Origin of the sequence: Paracidovorax valerianellae (assembly GCF_900102625.1) — a bacterium.
GTDB classification, from domain to species: Bacteria; Pseudomonadota; Gammaproteobacteria; order Burkholderiales; family Burkholderiaceae_C; genus Paracidovorax; species Paracidovorax valerianellae.
Map to the genome: position 1 here is coordinate 488,451 of NZ_FMZC01000002.1, position 21,409 is coordinate 509,859.

Here is a 21,409-nt window from a genome sequence, read left to right on the forward strand (position 1 = left end):
ACTTTCAGTGCTGTTCAGGTCTTTTGCGTCAGGCTCTTGCCGTGGTCGGGCGCGGGCCACAGGCCGCGGGGACGCAGCAGCATGATGATGATCATGGCCAGTGCGATCAGCAGTTGGCGCAGGATGGCGGAGTCGAGGCGGCCGTCGGTCATGGCCTGCAGCGGGCCGGCCACGTAGCGCAGCACTTCAGGCAGGGCCGACAGCAGCACGGCACCCAGGATCACGCCGGGGATGTGGCCGATGCCGCCCAGCACCACCATGGCGACGATCATGACCGACTCCATCAGGCTGAACGATTCGGGCGACACGAAGCCTTGGAACGCACCGAACATGGCGCCGGAGACGCCGCCGAACGAAGCGCCCATGCCGAAGGCCAGCAGCTTCATGTTGCGGGTGTTGATGCCCATGGCCTTGGCGGCGATCTCGTCTTCACGGATGGCCATCCAGGCTCGGCCGATGCGCGAATCCTGGAGGCGATAGCAGATGATGACGCTCAGCACCACCAGCACGAGGAACAGGTAGTAATACAGCGTGACCGAAGAGATGTCGAAGCCGAACACCTCCAGCCGCTTGCCCAGGTCCAGCCCGAAGACCTTCACCGAATCGATCTGCCCGATGCCCTTGGGGCCATTGGTCAGGTTGACGGGATGGTCCAGATTGTTCAGGAAGATGCGGATGATTTCGCCGAAGCCCAGCGTCACGATGGCCAGGTAGTCCCCGCGCAGCTTGAGCGTGGGAGCCCCCAGCACCGCCCCAAATATTGCGGCCACCAAGGCCGCGAGCGGTATGACGAGCCATAGCGAGGTATGCAACCCGTTGGGGAACATGGCCGCGAATGAGGCGAAGGTTTCCGACAGATGCGGCGACGCCATCAAGGCGAACAGATAGGCGCCCACGGCGTAGAACGCCACGTAGCCCAGATCCAGCAGGCCGGCGTAGCCGACCACGATGTTCAGGCCCAGGGCCAGCAGGACATACAGCAGGGCCAGGTCGGCGATGCGCACCCAGGCGTTGCCGAAATACTGCAGCATGAAGGGAAGCAGCAGCAGCGCGATGCCGCCGACGATCCACTGTGCGGGTTTGTTGTGCTTCATGGAAATGGGTTCCTCAGGCGCGATCGGCCACACGCTCGCCCAGCAGGCCCGAGGGGCGCAGCGTGAGGATGATGATGAGCACGATGAATGCAAAGATGTCGGTGTAGTGGCTGCCCAGCAGGCCGCCCGTCAGGGTGCCGATGTAGCCCGAGCCGATCGCCTCGATCAGCCCCAGCAGGATGCCGCCCACCACGGCGCCGGCGAGGTTGCCGATGCCGCCGAACACCGCTGCCGTGAAGGCCTTGAGGCCGGGCAGGAAGCCCATGGTGTGCTGTGCGGTTCCGTAGTTGGAGGCGTACATGATGCCGGCGATGGCCGCCAGGATGGCGCCGATGATGAAGGTCGCCGAGATCACCATGTCGGGCTTCACGCCCATCAGGGAGGCCACGCGGGGGTTTTCCGCCGTGGCGCGCATCGCGCGGCCGAGCTTCGTGTAGTTCACCAGATACACCAGCGAGGCCAGTGCCACCACCGTCACGCTCAGGATGAGCACCTGGGTAGAAGTGATCACCGCGCCGCCGACCTGGAACGGCGTCGTAGGCAGCAACGTGGGATACGGCTTGTAGTTCGGCTTCCAGATGATCATGGCCAGCGTCTGCAGCAGGATCGACATGCCGATGGCGGTGATCAGGGGAGCCAGGCGCGGGCTGCTGCGCAGCGGCTTGTAGGCGACTTTTTCGATGACGAAGTTCAGGGCGGCGGCCACGACGCAGGCAATGATCGTCGCCAGCAGAAGAATGACCCAGCCCGGTGCGCCGGGCATGGCCTCTTGCATGAGGCCGATACAACTCCAACTGGTGAGAGCGCCGATCATCAGCACTTCTCCGTGGGCAAAGTTAATCAGCTGAATAATGCCGTACACCATTGTGTAGCCCAAGGCTATCAAGGCGTACATGCTGCCGAGTACCAGACCGTTGATGATCTGCTGCAGCAAGATGTCCATAAAAAAGTCCTTCGTTTGTAACGCGCGCACTTTGCAGGCCGGAATCGGCACTGCCTCGTGAGCCCGAGTGCCACCTAGCAAAAAACCCGCCAGGAGCAAAGCTGTGCGGGTTTGGTGGACGGGATTGTAGCCAGTTGAATCCCCGTGCCTTTAGCACGTTTGGCGGGGTTTTCCCTTGGACGAGAACCCCATCAGCGGGGCGCCCCGTGCATTAGCCGTTGTGATGCAGCAGCAGGATTGCCGGCGATGACTTATACGATGTCTGACGGCAGCGCTTGACCTTTGGTTTATGCGCGGTTTGACTCGTTGTAAAACATCGCCTGCCTCGCAAAACCGGTTTAAGCGCCCAAACGGTAACGGGCGGTATGCCCATTCCCGGCAAACGCATGCCGGACGATATTGGCACCGCAAGAATCGCCATGCGGCATTCAGACGCCGGCCTGATATTCAACCAGTTGGTAAAAAATAGCAGCCAAGCGCCCCGCCATCTCGTGTCGTCGGCAGTGGCGGCGCGGCCCGCCTCCTCTCACTCGCTATCGGCTTCCCGGTCCAGCTGCCGCAGTTGCGAGAGCTTGTCGGCGATCTTGGCCTCCAGGCCGCGCGGAACGGGCTGGTACCAGCCGGGCTCGGGCATGCCTTCGGGCAGGTATGTTTCGCCTGCGGCATACCCACCCGGTTCGTCGTGCGCATAACGGTAGGCCTTGCCATGGCCCAGCTCCTTCATGAGCTTGGTGGGCGCGTTGCGCAGATGGTTGGGCACCTCGCGCGACTTGTCTTTTTTGATGAACGCCTTGGCTTGGTTGTAGGCCATGTAGCCCGCGTTGCTCTTGGGCGCCACGGCCAGGTAGATCACGGCCTGGGCCAGCGCCAGTTCGCCCTCGGGCGAACCCAGCCGTTCGTAAGTGAGCGCTGCGTCGTTGGCGATCTGCATGGCCCGCGGATCTGCCAGGCCGATGTCTTCCCAGGCCATGCGAACGATGCGGCGCGAGAGATACCGCGCATCCGCACCGCCATCCAGCATGCGGCTGAGCCAGTACAGCGCCGCATCGGGGTGCGATCCGCGCACCGACTTGTGCAGTGCCGAAATCTGGTCGTAGAAGTTGTCGCCGCCTTTGTCGAAGCGCCGCGCGTTGAGGGTCAGCGCGCTCTCCAGGAAAGCCGCATCCACCTGCTGCACGCCGGCAGCGCGCGCAGCGGTGTCGGTCTGCTCGACCAGATTCAGCAGGCGCCGCGCATCGCCGTCGGCATAGCCCACCAGGGTATCGACCGCCGCGTCGTCCAGTTGCATGTGGGTGAGCACTTTCTCCTGCGCGCGACGCACCAGTTGCTTCAGCTCGTCGTCGTTCAACGCCTGAAGCACATAGACCTGTGCCCGTGACAGCAGCGCCGAATTGACTTCGAACGACGGGTTCTCGGTGGTCGCGCCCACGAAGGTCACCAGGCCGGACTCCACGAAGGGCAGCAGGCCGTCCTGCTGGCTCTTGTTGAAGCGGTGGATTTCATCGACGAACAGGATGGTCTTCTTGCCCAGTGCCAGGTTGTGTTCGGCCTGCTCCATCGACGCACGGATTTCCTTCACCCCCGAGAACACGGCCGACAGCGCGATGAATTCATAACCAAAGGCACTGGCCGTGAGCCGCGCCAGCGTGGTCTTGCCCACGCCGGGCGGGCCCCAGAGGATCATCGAATGCGGCTTGCCCGACTCGAACGCCAGCCGCAGCGGGCGGCCTGCACCGATCAGGTGCGATTGGCCGATGACCTCGTCCAGGCTGGCCGGGCGCAGGGCTTCGGCCAGCGGTGCGGTGGGGGCAGTGGAAAACAGATCGGCCATGGATTTGGAGGTCAACGAGGAAGGTTGTGGAATGAAGGGATCGATGAGGGCTCAGCGGGCGCGGCATCGAGTCTTGCCAGCGAAGGACTGGGCACCGAGCAGATAACGGCAATGGCCAGCCTATGCCCTCACTGACCGCAGGTTAGCCGGGTGATGATTCTGCGCCAGCGACGACCGGCGCTTCGCCCCAGTGCGGTCACGGGAATATCCCGCACAATGCGGCGCACCAACCATTCCAACACCTGAGGAGGAGACCCCCATGTCCATCGCTGCCAATGCCGTCGTCGCCCTGATCGCCCTGCTCCACGTCTACATCCTGGTGCTGGAGATGTTCCTGTGGGACAAGCCCGCCGGCCTGCGTGCCTTCCGGCAAACGCCCGAGCGGGCAGCCGCTACCAAAGTGCTGGCGGCCAACCAGGGGCTGTACAACGGTTTCCTGGCAGCCGGACTCTTCTGGGGCCTGTGGCTGGGCGATGCCGGCTTTGGGGTGAAGGTGTTCTTCCTGGTGTGCGTGCTGGTGGCGGGCCTGTACGGCGCTGCCACGGCGGCCCGGAAAATCCTGTTCATCCAGGCCATTCCGGCGGCGGTGGGCCTGGCACTGGTGCTGCTGGCCGGACGTTGAGAAAGGCCACGCCGCGGCGCCATCGCCGCGGTGACACGCCCCTGGCGGATTTAAAGCCTTTTAGGCCTCCAGCGCAATAAAATCAACGGTAGTATGCTATGAAATTTATAGCAACCAACTGCTGATCCATTGCCGCGCAAAAGCATTGCCGCTTTACTGCCGGACCACGTCCGCACCCGCTGGCGGCTTGAATTCGAAGGTGGATGCCGGCAGCGATGGGCTCGACTGCACGTTGTTGAAGCGGATGGCCGAACGCTGGCCGAAGCTGTCCAGAATGTCGAGCGCCGCCAGTTGCTCGCCGCGAAAGCCCACGCGCACGCTCTTGAGCTGCCCGTCCTTGGCCTTCGGAGTGGCCAGCACCCATTGCAGGCCGTCCTGCTCGGGCACGGATTCCAGCGTGAAATCGGCACGCAGCGCCTGCAGGTCGGGCGCCGAGGCCAGCAGTGCGGCAGGCGTCGTGCCCAGGGCCTGCGACTGCGAGCGCTGGGTGACCTGGTTCAGGTCGGCGTCGTAGAGCCACAGCGTCTTGCCGTCCGCCACGATGGTCTGCTCGAACGGCTTCTTGTAGGCGAAGCGAAAGCGCCCCGGGCGCTGGAATTCGAAGGTGCCGCTCGACGTCTTGGTGCGGGCCGTCTCGCCGTCTTTGGGCGGCGAGGTGACGGTCTGCGTGAAGTCGGCGCGGCCGGCTGCGGCGCCCTTCATGAAGGATTCGAGGCTTTGGAGGCCGTCCGCGCTGGCGCACTGGGCGGCGGCGGCGATCAGGGCAGTGAGGATCAGTTTTTTCATGGGGTCTCGGTCGCAGGGACGAAAGCGGGAGCGTTGACGGGAACGTCGGTGCGGGCTGTGTTCATTCGGCGGCGCCGCGTGCGGGCACCAGCACTTCGCGCTGGCCGCTGGTGGTCAGGCCGCTCACCAGGCCGGCCTTTTCCATGTCCTCGAGCAGGCGGGCGGAGCGGTTGTAGCCGATGCGCAGCTTGCGCTGCACGTACGAAATGCTGGCCTTGCGGTCTTTCAGCACCACCTCCACCGCCTGGTCGTACATGGGGTCTTTTTCGCCCCCATTGCCGTCCGCGTCGCCGAGCGCACCGTCTTCACCATCGACCGTGCCGCCTTCGAGCACGCCGTCGATGTAGTCGGGCTCGCCCTGGCTCTTGAGGTAGCTCACCACGCGGTGCACTTCCTCATCGGACACGAAGGCGCCGTGCACACGCACGGGCAGTCCGGTGCCGCTGGCCATGTAGAGCATGTCGCCCATCCCCAGCAGGGCTTCGGCGCCCATCTGGTCCAGGATGGTCCGGCTGTCGATCTTGCTGCTCACCTGAAAGGCGATGCGGGTGGGAATGTTGGCCTTGATGAGGCCGGTGATCACGTCCACGCTGGGGCGTTGCGTGGCCAGGATCAGGTGGATGCCGGCCGCGCGGGCTTTTTGCGCCAGCCGGGCGATCAGCTCTTCGATCTTCTTGCCGACCACCATCATCAGGTCGGCCAGCTCGTCGATCACCACCACGATGTGCGGCAGGCGCTGCAGCGGCTCGGGCTCTTCGGGCGTCAGGCTGAAGGGGTTGTAGATGAATTCCTCGCGGGCCTTGGCCTCGTCGATCTTCACGTTGTAGCCGGCCAGGTTGCGCACGCCCAGCTTGCTCATGAGCTTGTAGCGGCGCTCCATTTCGGCCACGCACCAGTTCAAGCCGTGGGCCGCCTGTTTCATGTCGGTGACCACGGGCGCCAGCAGGTGCGGAATGCCTTCGTAGACCGACATTTCCAGCATCTTCGGATCGATCATGAGCAGGCGCACATCGCGCGCCTCAGCCTTGTAGAGCAGCGAAAGGATCATCGCGTTGATCCCCACCGACTTGCCCGAACCGGTCGTGCCGGCCACCAGCACGTGCGGCATCTTGGCCAGGTCGGCCACCACAGGGTTGCCCACGATGTCCTTACCAAGGCCCATCGTGAGCATGCTCTTGCCCTCGTGGTACACGTGAGAGCCGAGAATTTCGGACAGCCGGATCGACTGGCGCTTGGCATTGGGCAGTTCCAGCGCCATGAAGTTCTTGCCCGGAATCGTCTCGATCACGCGGATGGAGACGAGCGACAGCGAACGCGCCAGGTCCTTCGCCAAGCCGACGATCTGCGAGCCCTTCACGCCCGTGGCGGGCTCGATCTCGTAGCGGGTGATGACCGGGCCGGGCATGGCGGCGACGACCCGCACTTCCACGCCGAAATCCTTCAGCTTCTTCTCGATCAGGCGGCTGGTCATCTCCAGGGTTTCGGGAGAAACCGTCTCCTGGCGCTGTGCGGGCGGGCCGTCCAGCAGATCGACCTGCGGCAGGCGGCTGTCGGGCATTTCGGTGAACAACGGCTTTTGCCGCTCTTTCACCACGCGGGCGCTCTGGGGCACATCGGACAGCACCGGCTCGATGATCTGCACGGGCTGCGGATGGTGCTGCTCGACCTCATGGCGCTCTTCCAGCACCACTTCTTCGCGCTCGCGCGCAGCACGCTTGCCCACGGCCACGTCCTTGGCTTTTTCGCGCTTGGCGCGGCCAAACTGCACCAGCGCATCGATGCGCCCGCCAAGCCGCTCGGCGACATGGCCCCAGGAAAAACGGAACACCAGCGCCGCGCCCACCACCACCAGGATCACGCCCACCAGCCCCGAGCCTGTAAAGCCCAGCCACTTCACGCCGGCAGGCCCGGTGATGTAGCCGATCGCGCCACCGGCGTGACCCGGCAGCAGGGATTCCAGCCGGTACAGCCGGGACCATTCGAGCCCGGTGCTGGCCGCCATCAGCAGCACGAGGCCTCCCCAGAACATGGCGCGGCGCACCATCGGGCTGTGCGCGTTGGCGGAGGCGTCTTCGCCGCCGCGCATCCAGCGCGCCAGCGAAGCGATCCAGGCCCGCATCGCTGCGGCCACGCACCACCAGACGGAGAAACCGAGCGCGAAATAGCTGCTGTCCGCCAGCCAGGCCCCGAAGCGGCCTGCCCAGTTGGCCATCAGGCGGCCGTCGCCCACGCCGGAGGTGGACCAGGCAGCGTCCTGCCCGGAATAGGTGGCCAGGGCCAGGAGCCAGAAAACCAGCGCCACCAGACCCAGCACCAGGCTGATCTCGTGGCCGAAACGGGCTGCTCCGCTGCGGGGTGGCGATTTGCCCGCGGAAGCGTTGAGGGTATTGAGGGAATAGGTCATAAAAGTGCGCGGCCAAGCTTACCCGATGCGCATTGCGCGGCATGCGCCACGAAAGCGGTGAAACGCCCTGCCCCGCCGCCCGGCTTCTCCAGCGATTCTTGATCGCTTCTTACAATGGGCGCGATTGAAAAAGCGGCGCCTTTCGCCTGCGCCTGCGGGTTGATACTCCGCGGTCGCGGCCACATCTGCCATTTCAGCCCGGCCGCGGGCGCAACAAACATTTACCTTCCATGTCCAACACGCAACACGCCAAAGTCCTGATCCTCGGCTCCGGCCCCGCCGGCTACACCGCCGCCGTGTACGCAGCGCGCGCCAACCTGAGCCCGGTGCTCATCACGGGCATCGCCCAGGGCGGCCAGCTGATGACCACGACCGAAGTGGACAACTGGCCGGCGGACGTGCACGGCGTGCAGGGCCCGGACCTGATGCAGCGCTTCCTGGAGCACGCAGAGCGCTTCAAGACCCAGATCATCTTCGACCACATCAACAAGGTCGATTTCAGCCAGCGCCCCTTCACACTGACGGGCGACAGCGGCACCTACACCTGCGATGCGCTCATCCTCGCGACGGGCGCTTCGGCCAAATACCTGGGCTTGCCCTCCGAAGAAGCCTTCATGGGCCGAGGCGTTTCGGGCTGCGCAACCTGTGACGGTTTCTTTTACCGCGAGCAGGACGTCTGCGTGGTCGGCGGCGGCAACACCGCCGTGGAAGAGGCGCTGTACCTGTCCAACATCGCGCGCAAGGTCACGCTGGTGCACCGCCGCGACAAGTTCAAGGCCGAGCCCATCCTGGTGGACAAGCTCAACGAAAAAGTCGCGGCCGGCAAGATCGAGCTGAAGCTCTTTCACACCCTGGACGAAGTGCTGGGCAACGACGGCGGCGTGACGGGCATCCGCGTGAAGAGCACGGTGGACGGCACCACCGAAGACATCACGCTGCAAGGCTGCTTCATCGCCATCGGGCACTCGCCCAACACCGGCATCTTCGAAGGCCAGCTCACCATGGAGAACGGCTACATCGTCACGCAGGGCGGCCTCAAGGGCTTTGCCACGCAGACCAGCGTGCCGGGCATCTTCGCCGCCGGCGATGTGCAGGACCATGTCTACCGCCAGGCCATCACCAGCGCCGGCACGGGCTGCATGGCCGCGCTCGATGCGCAGCGCTTCCTGGAGCAGGATGGCGTCATCTGAGCAAAGCGGGCTATAATCCGCGGCTTTGCTGAAATTGAAGGCCGACTCGCGTCGGCGCTTGGATGAGGCGATCGGGTTACCGCCACCCTAATCTGGCGAGGTGAGGCTGGCAGCAGGCCTTGCGATTCACGGTGTTTGCGCCGATGAAGCCGCAGGGCATTCGCTTTAAGGCCGTTGAAAATATCGGAGTGTCCTCATGGCACGCGTATGTGAAGTCACGGGCAAAGGCCCGATGGTTGGGAACAACGTTTCCCACGCCAACAACAAAACCAAGCGCCGGTTTCTGCCGAACCTGCAATACCGCCGTTTCTGGGTCGAGAGCGAAAACCGTTGGGTTCGTCTGCGCATTTCCAATGCCGGCCTGCGTTTGATCGACAAGAACGGTATTGACTCCGTGCTCGCAGACCTGCGCGCACGTGGCCAAGCTTAAGGAGAAGCACCATGGCAAGCAAAGGCGGACGCGACAAGATCAAGCTGGAATCCACTGCGGGTACCGGTCACTTCTACACCACCACCAAGAACAAGAAGACGATGCCCGAGAAGATGCTGATCATGAAATTTGATCCAAAAGCTCGCAAGCACGTCGAATACAAGGAAATGAAGCTGAAGTAATTCAGCCTCGGTCCTTCAAGAACCGCCCGTTAACCCCGGGCGGTTTTTTTATGCCCGGGTTACTTTCGGCGTCGGCAAGTCGGTGAATCCGTGCCCTGCCGCGCTACGTCGACAGGCCTGCCTCCAACCTCGCGCATCACGCAGCCCGGCGCAGGGGCAACTCGGTGCGCTGGCGCTCCATGAGCATGCCCAGCGTGCGGTAAGCCTCTTCCACCTCGGGGGTGAACGGCATGCCGCAACTCAGTCGCAAGAAGTGCTCGTAACGCCCGGTGTTGGAGAACATGGGCCCCGGGGCGATGCGGATGCCGCACTGCAGCGCCTGGTCGTACAGCCGCGTGCTCGACAGGTCGGGCGGTAGCTCCAGCCACAGGCTGATACCCCCTGGCGGCAGGCTCAGGCGCGTGCCGACCGGAAAGTACCGCGCCACGGCGCGTGCGGACTGCTCGCGCTGCAGCCGCAACTGGATGCGCATGCGCCGCATGTGGCGCTCGTACGCCGGCGAATCCACGCTGCGCGCAGCGAGCAGCTGGGACCAAGTCTGCATGTTGCGCGTGCGGGCGAACTTGAGCATCTGCACACGGGCCTGCCACCGGCCGGCGCTCATCCAACCCTGGCGCAGGCCGGGCGCAAAGCTCTTGCTGAGCGAGGCGCAATAGATCACCTGGCCCGCATCGCCCACCTTGTCCCAGGCCTTGGCAGGACGCAGCGCGCGCGGCGATTCAACAAACTCGCGGTAGATGTCGTCTTCGATCAGCGCCAGGCCGTATTCCACGCACAGCGCCACCAGGCGCTCCTTGTGTGCATCGGGCATCACGCTGCCCTGGGGCATCTGCAGATGGGGCACGACCACGACCCCCCTGAGGCGGGGCTCGTTGCGCGCCGCAAGTTCCAGCGCCTCCAGCGAGATCCCGGTGTGCGGGCTGCAGGGAATCTCCAGCGCACGCAGGCCGCGAACCTGAATGGCCTGCAGGATGCCGAAGAACGTGGGGGACTCCACGGCGATCACATCGCCGGGCTCGGCGATCGCGTCGAGCGCCAGCGTGACCGCTTCGGAGTTGCCGTGGGTGGCGCCGATGTCGGCGGGCGACAGGCACACACCGAAGGTGAGCGCATGGCGCGCCATCGCCTGCTGGAATTCCGGATGGGTGGTCGGCGCAGAAGGTCCATAGACCAGGATGTCAGGCTGCTCGCGCAACAGGCTTTGCGCCAGCCGGTTCAGCGCCCGCGCATCGAACAGGCTGGGCGCCGGCATGGCGCTGCCCAGATCCAGCGGCACCGGTCCGGCTCGGCGGGCCTTTTCCAGAAACATCGAGATGCGCTCGTTGATGCCGGCGAACACGCTCGGGTCGTCGGGCAGGGGTTCAAGCAACTCGGGCTCACGCGCACCGGGCAATGCCATGCCGTCCGGCTCGCGCACGAAGTAGCCCACACGCTCGCGCGCTTCCACGCAACCCTGGGATTCCAGGTGCCGCAGCACCTGCAGCGCGGTGGTCAGGCTCACCTGATGGCGCTGGCACAGCTCGCGCACAGAAGGCATGCGCATGCCGGGCCGCAGACTGCCGGCGGCAATCGCCTGCACATACAGGGCCGCCAGTTGACGGTACAGGGGAATCTCTCGGGTGTCGGCGGAGCGGGGCATGGCGCAGCTTCAAAAGAACCCGCGCACCAGTCCCGCGCGCGGCAAGCGGGAGCACCATCATGCCCCGGCACCTGGCACCGGGACAGATACAGGATGGAACCTGGCGAACCATAACAGGGGTCTGCAGATCGCAGCTGTTCTACCTGTCACCCTGGCCCCGTGTACCTGCCTTTTGTGGCCGGCTTTTCTTACGCTAAAGGCCTCATCCGAAGGAGTCCGCCATGACCGCCAAGACACAAGCCACACAAGCCAGCAGCCCTGCCGCCACCGCCTGCCGGCTGGTGCTGGACATCGCGCCAGGACAGCATCTGCTGACCTGCCTACCTGCTGGCAGCACGCTCCAGAGTCTCGAAGGCGATATCCAACTGGGTTTCGGCCCGCTGATCTGCGGACAGGTGCTGCATGCGGCCCAGCAGACCCTGGCGGCCGGCCAGGCACTGACCCAGGAGCGCGGAGCACCTGCTACCTGGGTGCGCCTGCACAACCCCGGCCGCGAGACGGCCCGAGCCCTGCTGACGGAGTCCGCACCCCAGCGCAGTGGATTGGCACATGCCTGGGCCTGGATGGCAGCCCGCTGGACCAAAGCGGCAAGCTCAAATGCAGCAAACGGGGCAAACGCTGCACACCGCGTCGGCGCAGCCTAATAAGGTTAGGCCGACACCCAGCAGGGAATGAGCAGCGCCTGACCGATGAATTGGCGAATCGGTCTGCGCAAGGCTGCAAGCCTCACAGCACGGGCTGTGAGCCCAGCAGCCTCAAACCTGCGCCGCGCGCAGCCGCAGAGAGAACTCGCGCAGGGCGGTCACGCCGCTCTCCTCCGCGCGGCGGCACCAGGCTTGCAGGTCGGCGGTGAGTTGCTCGCGCGATTGCGAGGTGTTCAGCCACAACTGGCGCAGCTCTTCGCGCATGGTGATCATCTTGTCGAGCACCGGATGGGCTTCTCGGGCCTGCGCCAGATGGGGCTTGGCACGCGCAGGCACTTTTTCGGCGTCGCGGTGCACCCAGCGGCGCGCGGCGCGCAGCACGGAGACATCGGCCTTGCGGGCCTTGAGCGCAGCCAGTTCCTCGCGGCAGGCCTGGCGCACACCGCGTGCATAGCCGGCCATCACTTCGTAGCGGTTGGCGATGAGGGCTTCCAGCGTGTGTTCGTCGGCCACCGGCTTGACGGCACCCAGGCGCAGTTTCGGCGGCACCTTCTTGACGGTGGCCCAGCCGACGCTGCGCATGAGGCTGATGTACATCCAGCCGATGTCGAATTCATAGGGCTTGACCGAAAACTTGGCAGCCGTCGGGTAGGTGTGGTGGTTGTTGTGCAGCTCTTCGCCGCCGATCACCAGGCCCCAGGGCACGAGGTTGGTGCTGGCGTCCTGCGCTTCGAAGTTGCGATAGCCCCAGAAGTGGCCGATGCCATTGACCACGCCCGCCGCCCAAAAGGGAATCCACAGCATCTGCACGGCCCACACGGTGGCGCCCAGGCCTCCGAACAGCACCAGGTTGATGATCAGCATGAGGCCCACGCCCTGCCAGGCGAACCGGCTGTAGACATTGCGCTCCATCCAGTCGTCAGGCGTGCCGTGGCCGAACTTGCGCACGGTTTCGGCGTTGTTCGCTTCGGCGCGGTACAGCTCGGCGCCACGCCACATCACCGTATCGAGGCCCCGGGTCTGCGGGCTGTGCGGATCGTCTTCGGTTTCGCATTTGGCGTGGTGCTTGCGATGGATAGCGACCCATTCCCGGGTGACCATGCCCGTACCGATCCAGAGCCAGAAGCGGAAGAAGTGCGATGGCACCGCACCCAGTTCCACCGACCGGTGCGCCTGCGCGCGGTGCAGAAAGATGGTCACCGCCGCAATGGTGATGTGCGTGGTGAACAGCGTATAGAGCACCACCTGCCACCAGGTCAGGTTCCACAAGCCGTGCCCCAGCCAGTCGATGGCGGCGTTCAGAACAGCCCAGTCGGGTAACAGCATATGGAAAGAGCCTTCGCTAGCTAAAGTAAATTACTGCCCCGTTCGGAGCAGCTGGCAGATTTTAAAGGGCGATGCAAGCACGAAGCCGCCATACCCAGGACACCACAGGTGTCTTGGGAAAGGGCAACGGGTCGCTATTCAGGGTCAGGGCTTGCGCGTCCAGACGGCGGCGAAGAAGCCATCGGTCTGGTGCACATGGGGCCAAAGGCGCAGATAACCAGTGCCAGAGGCCGTGCCGCTGCACAGGGCTGCAGCCTGCTCCACCTTGAGTTGCGTGAGCAACTCGCCCGCATCGCCGGGAATGAAATCAGCATGCGCTGCGCTGAAGGCTTCCGCGATGCCTTCGTTCTCTTCCGGCAACACGCTGCACGTGGCGTACACCAGGCGGCCGCCCGGCTTGAGCAGTCGCGCGGCGCTGGCCAGGATGGCCGTTTGCTTGGCGATCAGCTCTTGCACCGCCTGAGGCGTCTGGCGCCATTTGAGGTCGGGATTGCGGCGCAGCGTGCCCAGGCCCGAGCAAGGTGCATCCACCAGCACGCGGTCGATCTTGCCGGCCAGCCGCTTGATGCGGTCGTCGCGCTCATGCGCGATGGCGGCGGGATGCACATTCGACAAACCGCTGCGCGCCAGCCGGGGTTTGAGAGCATCGAGCCGGTGGGCCGAAACATCGAAGGCATACAGGCGCCCGGTATTGCGCATCGACGCACCGATGGCCAGCGTCTTGCCGCCGGCGCCGGCACAGAAATCGACCACCATCTCGCCGCGCTTGGCGTCCAGCAGCAGGGCGAGCAATTGAGAGCCTTCGTCCTGCACCTCGACCGCGCCGCGGGTGAAGGCATCGAGCTTGGCGAGCGCGGGTTTGCCCTCCACGCGAAGGCCCCAGGGGGAATACGGCGTGGGAACCGCGCGGATGCCGGCCTTGGCCAGTTCCTTTTGCACGTCAGCCCGCTTGTCCTGCAGGGCATTGACGCGCAGGTCGAGCGGCGCGCTTTGCGAGAGGCTTTCCACCAGCGGCCAGAAACCGTCGCCCAGCTGGCTCTTGAGCGGCGCGACCAGCCATTCGGGCAGGTTGTGGCGGTGGCGCTCCATCAGGTCGTCGGCTGGCACGGCGTCGCACTGGTCGAGCCAGTTCTTCTCCACGTCGCTCAGCGCGCCGCGCAGAAAGTCGCGCGCGCCGGCGGCATTGCCGCCGTTCGTGCGGCGGGCCTGTTCATCCTGGCTGTGGGCAAAGCCCAGGATCGCCAGGCGCCGCTCTTTCGGGCCGCTGCCCGAGCGGGCCAGCTGTTCGAACAGCAGCTTCTTGCGCAGCACGGTGTAGGCGGTCTCGGCCAGGGTGGCGCGCTCGCGCGGGCCGAGGGAACGATGGTCACGGAAAAAACGGGACACCACTGCGTCGGCAGGGTGTTCGAGGGTCAAGGTCAGCCTGACGAGTTCAGCGCAGGCGTCCAGAAGGGCTTTGGGGTGCATCGCCCGATTGTCCCACTGGCGCCACCCGGGCCCGCCAGCCCTTGCACGATCCCGCCTTCTGCTACCACGACAGCACCGGCGCGCAGGCCAAGTGCCAATGCCCCCACAGCGTGGGCAACCCCATGCCCATAGGGCCAAGCCGGGCCGGGCGGAGACATGCGGTCCATGAGAAACAGGCGACACTGCGCCGTTGCGGCCCGGACTCTTCGGCACGCGTCGGTCAACGCAGGGTTCCTCATGCGCCTGCACCCCACCGTTTTCCTGGTCCCCATACCCGTTCGACAACTGCCATCGCATACATGACCGACGACGACCTGCCCCCACTGCGCCCTACCCCGCCAGGCCTTTATCGCCACTACAAGGGCCTGATGTACGAAGTGATCGACACCGCGCGCCATAGCGAGACGCTGGAGCCGATGACGCTGTATCGCGCGCTGTACGGCGAGCGCGGCCTGTGGGTGCGGCCCGCCGCGATGTTCGAGGAAACCGTGGTGATCGACGGGCTGACACAGCCGAGATTTCGCCGAATGGAAGATTCGTCAGACCTTTGAAGCAAAATGGCCGCCACCGCCGTATTAATTGCGGTGGTAGCTATTATTTTTATAGCAAACACAGGTTTAAGGGCTGGGAGCAGGTGCTGGGATGAGTGCCCGGCGATGCTGGCGCGAGCCAATCGCCTGTTGCCGTAGCAATTGGATACAACGAAATACCCATCTGCTGCGTACACACTTCCTGTCGTCCTGAAAGTGAAGTCACAAGATGCCCGCCACCCTGAAACCCGGATCCCCCGCCGACGCCGCACCCCCCGAACCGCAAGGCGCACCGCTGCCCTTCAATGAACCGCAGCGCCTGGAAGCCCTCGAAAAGCTGCGGGTGCTCGACACCGCTCCCGAACAAGCCTTTGACGACCTGACCACGCTGGCCTCTGCGGTGTGCCAGGCGCCGATCGCGCTGATCTCGCTCATCGACACCGAGCGGCAGTGGTTCAAGTCGCGCGTTGGGCTGGATGCCGCCGAGACGCCGCGGGAACTGGCCTTTTGCGCCCACGCCATCCTGCAGCCCGACTACGTGTTCGAAGTGCCGGATGCCAACCTCGACCCGCGCTTTTCCGGCAACCCGCTGGTGACCGGTGAGCCCGGCATCCGCTTTTATGCCGGCGCGCCGCTCGTGACCTCGGACGGGATGGCAATCGGTACCGTCTGCGTGATCGACCGCGAACCGCGCACGCTGTCCGACGCCGAGCGCCGCGCCCTCGAATCGCTGGCCCGCCAGGTGGTGACCCAGCTGGAACTGCGCCAGGCCATGGCGGGGCTCGAACTGGAAAGCATGACCGACGGGCTCACCGGGCTTTGGAACCGGCGCTGCCTGGACCGCCAACTGCGCACCAGTTGGGACGAATGCAAGCGCGATCGGCAGCCCCTGAGCCTGGTGATGGTGGACCTGGACCATTTCAAGCGCGTCAACGACGACCTGGGCCATCCGGCGGGCGATGAGATCCTGCGGCACGCGGCCGGCGTGATCCGCAGCAGCGTGCGTGCCGGGGACTTCGCGGCCCGCTTCGGCGGCGAAGAGTTCTGCGTGGTGCTGCCGCACACCGACGCCGCTGGCGCCCAGGCCGTTGCCGACAAATTGCGCGCCGCCCTGGCCGCGAGCGATTGGCCCCACCGGCCGGTCACCGCCAGCCTCGGTGTGGCGACGGCAGGGTTCGAAGAAGTGAGCGATCCGCACGCCCTGTTGGCGCGGGCCGACCGCGCGCTCTATGTGGCCAAGAACGAGGGGCGCAACCGGGTCAGCGTGTTCAGCAGCTGGTCCTGAACCTGACACGGAACCAGTTCGGCAGGCGCAGCGGTCGCTGCGGCCGATCCGGCAGTCAAGCCTGCTGGCGCAGCAGCTTCAGGATGGCGCGGGGGTAGATGGCGTGCTCCTGGGCCAGCACGCGCGCCGCGAGCATGGGGGCCGTGTCGCCGGGCAGCAACGGCACCACGCCCTGGGCGAGGATCGGCCCGGCGTCCAGTTCGGCGGTGACCTGGTGCACCGTGGCGCCAGCCACTTCGCAGCCCGCATCGATCGCGCGCTGATGCGTATGCAACCCGGGAAAGGCCGGCAGCAGCGAGGGATGGATGTTGACGAGCCGCCCGCTGTAGCGCGCGACGAACCCCGGTGTGAGGATGCGCATGAACCCCGCAAGCACCACCAGGGCCGGTGCGTGCGCGTCGATCAGCTCGGCCAGCGCCGCATCGAACGCTTCGCGCGAATCGAACGCGCGGTGGTCCAGCGACCCGGTGGCGATGCCCTCCGAACGGGCCCAGACGAGCCCCCCGGCTTCGGCCTTGTTGCTCAGAACGGCCGCCACCCGGGCGCCGCAGCGGCCGGCCCAGTCCTGCTGGCGCGAGGCATTCACGATGGCTGCCATGTTGGAGCCGCTGCCGGAGATCAAAATCACGATGTTCTTCATTGCCGGAAATTATCCCCCGCCATGCCCTTCGATCCCCGCACCCGTCCCCTGTCCCCCACCGAGGCCCGCGTGCTCGCCACGCTGATGGAGAAAGCCCGCACCGTGCCCGACAGCTACCCGCTCACGCTCAATACCGTGTTGACCGGCTGCAACCAAAAGAGCAGCCGCGACCCGGTGATGCAGCTCACGGACGCCGAAGCGCAGGAGGCGCTCGATTCGCTGCGCCTGCGCACGCTGGCCGTGGAGATCGGCGGCAACCGGGCCACGAAGTTCGAGCACAACTTTCCCCGAGGCATCGGCGTGCCCGATCAATCGGCGGTGCTCCTGGGCCTGCTCATGCTGCGCGGCCCGCAGACGGCGGGCGAGCTGCGCATCAACTCCGAGCGCTGGTACCGGTTTGCCGACATCTCCTCGGTCGAAGCGTTTTTGGACGAGCTGCAGTCGCGCAGCGACGAAAAAGGCGGCCCGCTGGTCGTGCAGCTGCCCCGCGCGCCCGGCGCCCGCGAGCAGCGCTGGGCGCACCTGCTGTGCGGACCGGTGGATGCGAGCCAGTACGCGGTGGGCGCCACGGCCGCGCCCGATGGCCCGGCTGCGCAGGGGCTCGCCCCGCGCGTGGCCGCACTGGAGGCCGAGGTGGCTGAACTGCGCGCCACCGTGCAGCGACTGTGCCAGGAACTCGGATTGCCAGCGGAGCCAGCCGCCACCGTGTCGCCCCCCGGACAGGAGTAAAAAGCACGACCGTGCTACAACCGGTGGATCGGCTCGAACCGGCAGCCCGAGGAGACACACCGCATGGATCTCGCATTCACCCCCGAAGAGCAGGCCTTTCGCGAAATGATTCGCGCCTGGGTCAAAGAGCATCTCCCTCCGGAGATTTCCCACAAGGTTCACAACGCCCTGCGCCTCACCCGCGAAGACATGCAGGGCTGGGCCAAAATTCTGGGCAAGAAGGGCTGGCTCGGCTTCGGCTGGCCCAAGGAATTCGGCGGCCCGGGCTGGACCGCCGTGCAAAAGCACCTGTTTGAAGAAGAATGCGCACTGGCCGGCGCGCCGCGCATCATTCCCTTCGGCCCGGTGATGGTGGCCCCCGTGATCATGGCGTTCGGCAATGCCGAACAGCAACAGCGCTTTCTGCCCGGCATCGCCAGCGGCGAGGTGTGGTGGAGCCAGGGCTACAGCGAACCGGGCTCGGGCTCGGACCTGGCCTCGGTCAAGACGCGCGCCGAACGGGTGGGTGACCATTACGTGGTCAACGGCCAGAAGACCTGGACCACGCTGGGCCAGTACGGCGACTGGATGTTCAACCTCGTGCGCACCAGCAACGAGGGCAAGCCGCAGACCGGCATCTCGTTCCTGCTGCTGGACATGAAGTCGCCAGGCGTCACCGTGCGGCCCATCAAGCTGCTGGACGGCGAGTGCGAGGTCAACGAGGTCTTCTTCGACAACGTGAAGGTGCCCGCCGAGAACCTGATCGGCGAAGAGAACAAGGGCTGGACCTACGCCAAGCACCTGCTGAGCCACGAGCGCACCAACATCGCCGATGTGAACCGCAGCAAGCGCGAGCTGGAGCGCTTGAAGCGCATCGCCCGCGCCGAAGGTGTGTACGACGATCTGCGCTTTCGCGACCAGATCGCACTGCTGGAGGTGGACATCGTGGCGCTCGAGATGCTGGTGCTGCGTGTGCTGTCGGCCGAAAAATCGGGCAAGAACTCGCTCGACATCGCCGGCCTGCTGAAGATCCGCGGCAGCGAGATCCAGCAGCGCTATGCCGAACTGATGATGCTGGCCGCCGGCCCCTTCAGCCTGCCCTTCATCGAAGAGGCCATGGAAGCCGGCTGGCAGGGCGACGCCGCCGCCGGGGCCCTGGGCGGCTTTCCGGGCGGTTCGCTGGCCAACGCCCCTCTGGCCTCGACCTACTTCAACCTGCGCAAGACCACCATCTATGGCGGCTCCAACGAAGTGCAGCGAAACATCGTCGCCCAGACCGTTCTGGGCTGATCCCGCTATCCGCCGCAAGAGCTTTCGCCAGGAGTGAACAATGGACTTTGATTTCTCGGATGACCAGCAATCGCTGCGCGACGCGGTGCGCCGCTGGGTCGAAAAGGGCTACACCTTCGAGCGCCGTCGCAGCATCGTGGCCGCTGGCGGCTTCGACCGCGCAGCCTATAACGAACTGGCCGAGCTGGGCCTCACCGCCCTGACCGTGCCCGAAGCGCACGGCGGCCTGGGCCAGGGCCCGGTGGATGCCATGGTGGCCATGGAAGAACTGGGCCGGGGCATCGTGCTCGAGCCGCTCGCGCAGGCCTTCATCGCCAGCACGGTGCTGAGCCAGTACGCGCCCGAAGCGGTGCAGGCCGACTGGCTGCCGCGCATCGCCAGCGGCGAAGCGCTGGTGGTGCTGGCGCAGCAAGAGCGCAAGGCCCGCTACCGCCTCGACAAATGCGAGGCAAAAGCGGCTCCAGCGCAATCAGGACATGCGCTGACAGCTATCAAAAGCATAGTACCGGCCGGCGACCAGGCGGATGCCTTCCTGGTGTCCGCGCAGTTAGATGGCGCCATTGCCCTGTTCCTCGTCGAACGCAGCGCGCCGGGCGTGTCCACGCGCGGCTATGTCACGCAGGACGGCAGCCGAGCGGCCGAGGTGCAACTGGAAAACGCACCGGCCACGCTGGTCACCACCGATGGCCTGGCCGCTCTGGCGCTGGCCGTGGACACCGGCATCGCCGGCGTGTGCGCAGAAGCCGTGGGCGTGATGGACCAGGCCGTGTCGCTCACCGTGGACTACATGAACCAGCGCAAGCAGTTCGGCGTCGTGATAGCGAGCTTTCAGGCGCTGCGCCATCGCGTGGCCGACATGAAGATGCAGCTGGAGCTGGCGCGCTCGATGAGCTATTACGCCAGCCTCAAGCTCAGCGCCCCGCCCGACGAGCGCCGCCGCGCCCTCGCCCGAGCCAAGGTGCAGCTGGGCCAGTCGATGCGCTTCGTGGGGCAGCAATCGGTGCAGCTGCACGGCGGCATCGGCGTGACCGACGAGTACATCGCCAGCCACTACTTCAAGAAGCTCACGCAGCTGGAGATGACCTACGGCGATACCCAGCACCACCTGGGCGAGGTGTCGGCGCGCATGCAGGACACGGCGGGCGTCTTCGCCTGAACCCATCGGACCGGCGCGGGGCGAGGTGGGCCACCGCGCAGGTCCGCTGAGCGTCGGTTATTCGGACAGCACCTCGAACGCGAGAAACTGGCTGATCTGCGTGTCGTTGAAATTGTTGTCCGACACCATCACCAGGCTGCGGTGGCCGTTGGCCAGCCGTGGGCCCCAGGCCATGCCCTCGATGTTGTCCACCGTGCGCAGGCCCAGCGTGTTCAGGTTGAGCACGAGCCGCTTGCGCACCGGCGTGAAGCCGCCCGAAGCCAGTGAGGCCATGCCGCTCACGTCGGTGGCGCCTTCGGTGTCGATCTCGTACAGCCGGATGTACATGCGGTACAGGTCGTCGCTGCCCTGAACGCCAGAGCGTTCCAGCACCAGAAACCGGTGGTCGTCCACCGCCAGCATTTCGGACAGGCCGTTGTCCGCGTTCTTGCCCGAGCCCGGCACGGCCTGGATCGGATCGACCGGGTAGGCCACCTGCCGCAGCACGGCGCCGCTGCGGCTGTATTGCAGCAACCGCGAATGGGCGCCGGCGGTCGGCGTCGGCACCGGGCCGTCCTGGTAGAGCGGCGCCTCCATCGCAGCCCACAGCGACGCGCCGTCCGCCGAGAAGCTCAGCCCCTCCAGCGCCAGGTTGTTGCGGGTGCCGGTCGCCTGCGTCGGCGACATCCGGAATGCGGCCGGCAAAGGCAGCGCGCCCAGCGCACGGCCGCTGGCGTCGGCATGCATCACGAAGGGGTCCAGGCCCAGGCTGCGGTCGCCTTCGCTCGTCCACCACAGGCTGCCGTCGCGCGGGTCGATGCGGATCGCCTCCGGGTCGGGCACTGGGCTGGATGCCGTGGCGGACGCGCGACCGGGGTACGCGCTGCCGTCGGCCTGCCGCAGCGTGGTGGCCGCCAGCACCTGGACCGGCGCGAACGCCGCCTGGTCGTACTGCAGCCGCGCGGTGTAGAACCGGGCGGGGTTCTTGTCGGACCGGTCGTCGCTGATCAGCACCCAGGTGCCCCGGGCGGCGTCGTAATCGATGCCCGACAGGCCGCCGACGGCCGTGCCGCCCACCTGGAGCGCGTTCTGCACGGTCTGCTCGCCGATCAGGCGAACGCTGAACGCCTGCGGACCGCCATCGCTGCCTCCGCAAGCGGCAAGGAACAGTGACAAGGCGGCAACGCAGGCAAGGGGTCTGAACATGTTGTGGACTCGTGAAAATGACCAAGGGCAGAAACAGGCAGCGCCAGACCTTAGCCG

At 65.7% G+C, this 21,409-nt stretch carries 21 protein-coding genes; 10 read left to right on the plus strand and 11 right to left on the minus strand.

Features of this window, described 5'->3' with window-relative positions:
* Window positions 1-14: 14 nt before the first annotated feature.
* From BLT03_RS04910 to BLT03_RS04920, 3 genes are all read right to left on the minus strand, one after another.
* A complete protein-coding gene (locus BLT03_RS04910) occupies window positions 15-1,094 on the minus strand; it encodes an ABC transporter permease subunit (protein ID WP_092740854.1) in 1,080 nt (359 codons plus the stop codon).
* Window positions 1,095-1,107: 13 nt separating this feature from the next.
* A complete protein-coding gene (locus BLT03_RS04915) occupies window positions 1,108-2,037 on the minus strand; it encodes a branched-chain amino acid ABC transporter permease (RefSeq protein ID WP_092740856.1) in 930 nt (309 codons plus the stop codon).
* A 526-nt stretch (window positions 2,038-2,563) separates the two neighbouring features.
* On the minus strand, window positions 2,564-3,868 hold the full coding sequence (locus tag BLT03_RS04920; protein WP_092740858.1) for a replication-associated recombination protein A: 1,305 nt from the start codon (window positions 3,866-3,868) through the stop codon (window positions 2,564-2,566).
* Between the two features lie 259 nt (window positions 3,869-4,127).
* Between BLT03_RS04920 and BLT03_RS04925 the strand changes: the two genes are divergently transcribed.
* The gene (locus BLT03_RS04925; RefSeq protein WP_092740860.1) at window positions 4,128-4,490 is read left to right on the plus strand and encodes a DUF1304 domain-containing protein; all 363 of its coding nucleotides are present in this window, start codon (window positions 4,128-4,130) and stop codon (window positions 4,488-4,490) included.
* Between the two features lie 153 nt (window positions 4,491-4,643).
* Here BLT03_RS04925 and lolA read toward each other — a convergent pair whose 3' ends face one another.
* From lolA to BLT03_RS23765, 3 genes are all read right to left on the minus strand, one after another.
* Window positions 4,644-5,276, minus strand: a complete 633-nt coding sequence (gene lolA, locus BLT03_RS04930; RefSeq protein WP_092740862.1) for an outer membrane lipoprotein periplasmic chaperone LolA — start codon at window positions 5,274-5,276, stop codon at window positions 4,644-4,646.
* A 61-nt stretch (window positions 5,277-5,337) separates the two neighbouring features.
* Window positions 5,338-7,680: a DNA translocase FtsK gene (locus tag BLT03_RS04935; protein WP_092740864.1), complete on the minus strand. Its 2,343-nt coding sequence runs from the start codon at window positions 7,678-7,680 to the stop codon at window positions 5,338-5,340.
* Window positions 7,677-7,901: a hypothetical protein gene (locus tag BLT03_RS23765; RefSeq protein ID WP_139160323.1), complete on the minus strand. Its 225-nt coding sequence runs from the start codon at window positions 7,899-7,901 to the stop codon at window positions 7,677-7,679. Before BLT03_RS23765 ends, BLT03_RS04935 begins: the two co-directional genes overlap by 4 nt.
* 9 nt (window positions 7,902-7,910) lie before the next feature.
* Between BLT03_RS23765 and trxB the strand changes: the two genes are divergently transcribed.
* From trxB to rpmG, 3 genes are all read left to right on the plus strand, one after another.
* Window positions 7,911-8,870, plus strand: coding sequence for a thioredoxin-disulfide reductase (trxB, locus tag BLT03_RS04940; protein WP_092740866.1), 960 nt, complete (start codon window positions 7,911-7,913; stop codon window positions 8,868-8,870).
* A gap of 196 nt (window positions 8,871-9,066) precedes the next feature.
* Window positions 9,067-9,300, plus strand: coding sequence for a 50S ribosomal protein L28 (rpmB, locus tag BLT03_RS04945; protein ID WP_087496789.1), 234 nt, complete (start codon window positions 9,067-9,069; stop codon window positions 9,298-9,300).
* 11 nt (window positions 9,301-9,311) lie between these two features.
* Entirely contained in the window at window positions 9,312-9,482 is a 171-nt protein-coding gene (gene rpmG, locus BLT03_RS04950) for a 50S ribosomal protein L33 (RefSeq protein WP_008904999.1), read from the plus strand.
* A 136-nt stretch (window positions 9,483-9,618) separates the two neighbouring features.
* Here rpmG and BLT03_RS04955 read toward each other — a convergent pair whose 3' ends face one another.
* The gene (locus tag BLT03_RS04955) at window positions 9,619-11,121 is read right to left on the minus strand and encodes an aminotransferase-like domain-containing protein (RefSeq protein WP_092740868.1); all 1,503 of its coding nucleotides are present in this window, start codon (window positions 11,119-11,121) and stop codon (window positions 9,619-9,621) included.
* A 221-nt stretch (window positions 11,122-11,342) separates the two neighbouring features.
* On the opposite strand from BLT03_RS04955, the gene BLT03_RS04960 reads away from it, so the two are divergent.
* On the plus strand, window positions 11,343-11,765 hold the full coding sequence (locus BLT03_RS04960) for a hypothetical protein (protein ID WP_092740870.1): 423 nt from the start codon (window positions 11,343-11,345) through the stop codon (window positions 11,763-11,765).
* A 111-nt stretch (window positions 11,766-11,876) separates the two neighbouring features.
* Here the strand turns inward: BLT03_RS04960 and BLT03_RS04965 are convergent, their stop codons facing one another.
* A complete protein-coding gene (locus BLT03_RS04965) occupies window positions 11,877-13,091 on the minus strand; it encodes a DesA family fatty acid desaturase (RefSeq protein ID WP_092740872.1) in 1,215 nt (404 codons plus the stop codon).
* Window positions 13,092-13,235: 144 nt separating this feature from the next.
* Window positions 13,236-14,558, minus strand: coding sequence for an RsmB/NOP family class I SAM-dependent RNA methyltransferase (locus tag BLT03_RS04970; RefSeq protein WP_092740874.1), 1,323 nt, complete (start codon window positions 14,556-14,558; stop codon window positions 13,236-13,238).
* A gap of 299 nt (window positions 14,559-14,857) precedes the next feature.
* Here BLT03_RS04970 and BLT03_RS04975 point away from each other — a divergent pair, with 299 nt between their 5' ends.
* Window positions 14,858-15,109, plus strand: coding sequence for a DUF1653 domain-containing protein (locus BLT03_RS04975; RefSeq protein ID WP_092740876.1), 252 nt, complete (start codon window positions 14,858-14,860; stop codon window positions 15,107-15,109).
* Between the two features lie 208 nt (window positions 15,110-15,317).
* The gene (locus BLT03_RS04980; protein ID WP_092740878.1) at window positions 15,318-16,373 is read left to right on the plus strand and encodes a sensor domain-containing diguanylate cyclase; all 1,056 of its coding nucleotides are present in this window, start codon (window positions 15,318-15,320) and stop codon (window positions 16,371-16,373) included.
* A gap of 55 nt (window positions 16,374-16,428) precedes the next feature.
* On the opposite strand, the gene purN is transcribed toward BLT03_RS04980, so the two are convergent.
* Window positions 16,429-17,013: a phosphoribosylglycinamide formyltransferase gene (gene purN, locus BLT03_RS04985; protein WP_092740880.1), complete on the minus strand. Its 585-nt coding sequence runs from the start codon at window positions 17,011-17,013 to the stop codon at window positions 16,429-16,431.
* Between the two features lie 21 nt (window positions 17,014-17,034).
* On the opposite strand from purN, the gene BLT03_RS04990 reads away from it, so the two are divergent.
* The 3 genes from BLT03_RS04990 (at window position 17,035) to BLT03_RS05000 (ending at window position 20,167) form a co-directional block, all read left to right on the plus strand.
* The gene (locus tag BLT03_RS04990) at window positions 17,035-17,742 is read left to right on the plus strand and encodes a YceH family protein (RefSeq protein WP_092740882.1); all 708 of its coding nucleotides are present in this window, start codon (window positions 17,035-17,037) and stop codon (window positions 17,740-17,742) included.
* A gap of 63 nt (window positions 17,743-17,805) precedes the next feature.
* Window positions 17,806-19,011, plus strand: coding sequence for an acyl-CoA dehydrogenase family protein (locus tag BLT03_RS04995; protein WP_092740884.1), 1,206 nt, complete (start codon window positions 17,806-17,808; stop codon window positions 19,009-19,011).
* Window positions 19,012-19,051: 40 nt separating this feature from the next.
* Window positions 19,052-20,167 carry an acyl-CoA dehydrogenase family protein gene (locus tag BLT03_RS05000; RefSeq protein ID WP_092740886.1) on the plus strand — a complete coding sequence of 372 codons (1,116 nt, stop codon included), beginning with the start codon at window positions 19,052-19,054 and terminating at the stop codon, window positions 20,165-20,167.
* 57 nt (window positions 20,168-20,224) lie between these two features.
* Here BLT03_RS05000 and BLT03_RS05005 read toward each other — a convergent pair whose 3' ends face one another.
* On the minus strand, window positions 20,225-21,352 hold the full coding sequence (locus BLT03_RS05005) for an esterase-like activity of phytase family protein (protein WP_092740888.1): 1,128 nt from the start codon (window positions 21,350-21,352) through the stop codon (window positions 20,225-20,227).
* Between the last annotated feature and the right edge of the window lie 57 nt (window positions 21,353-21,409).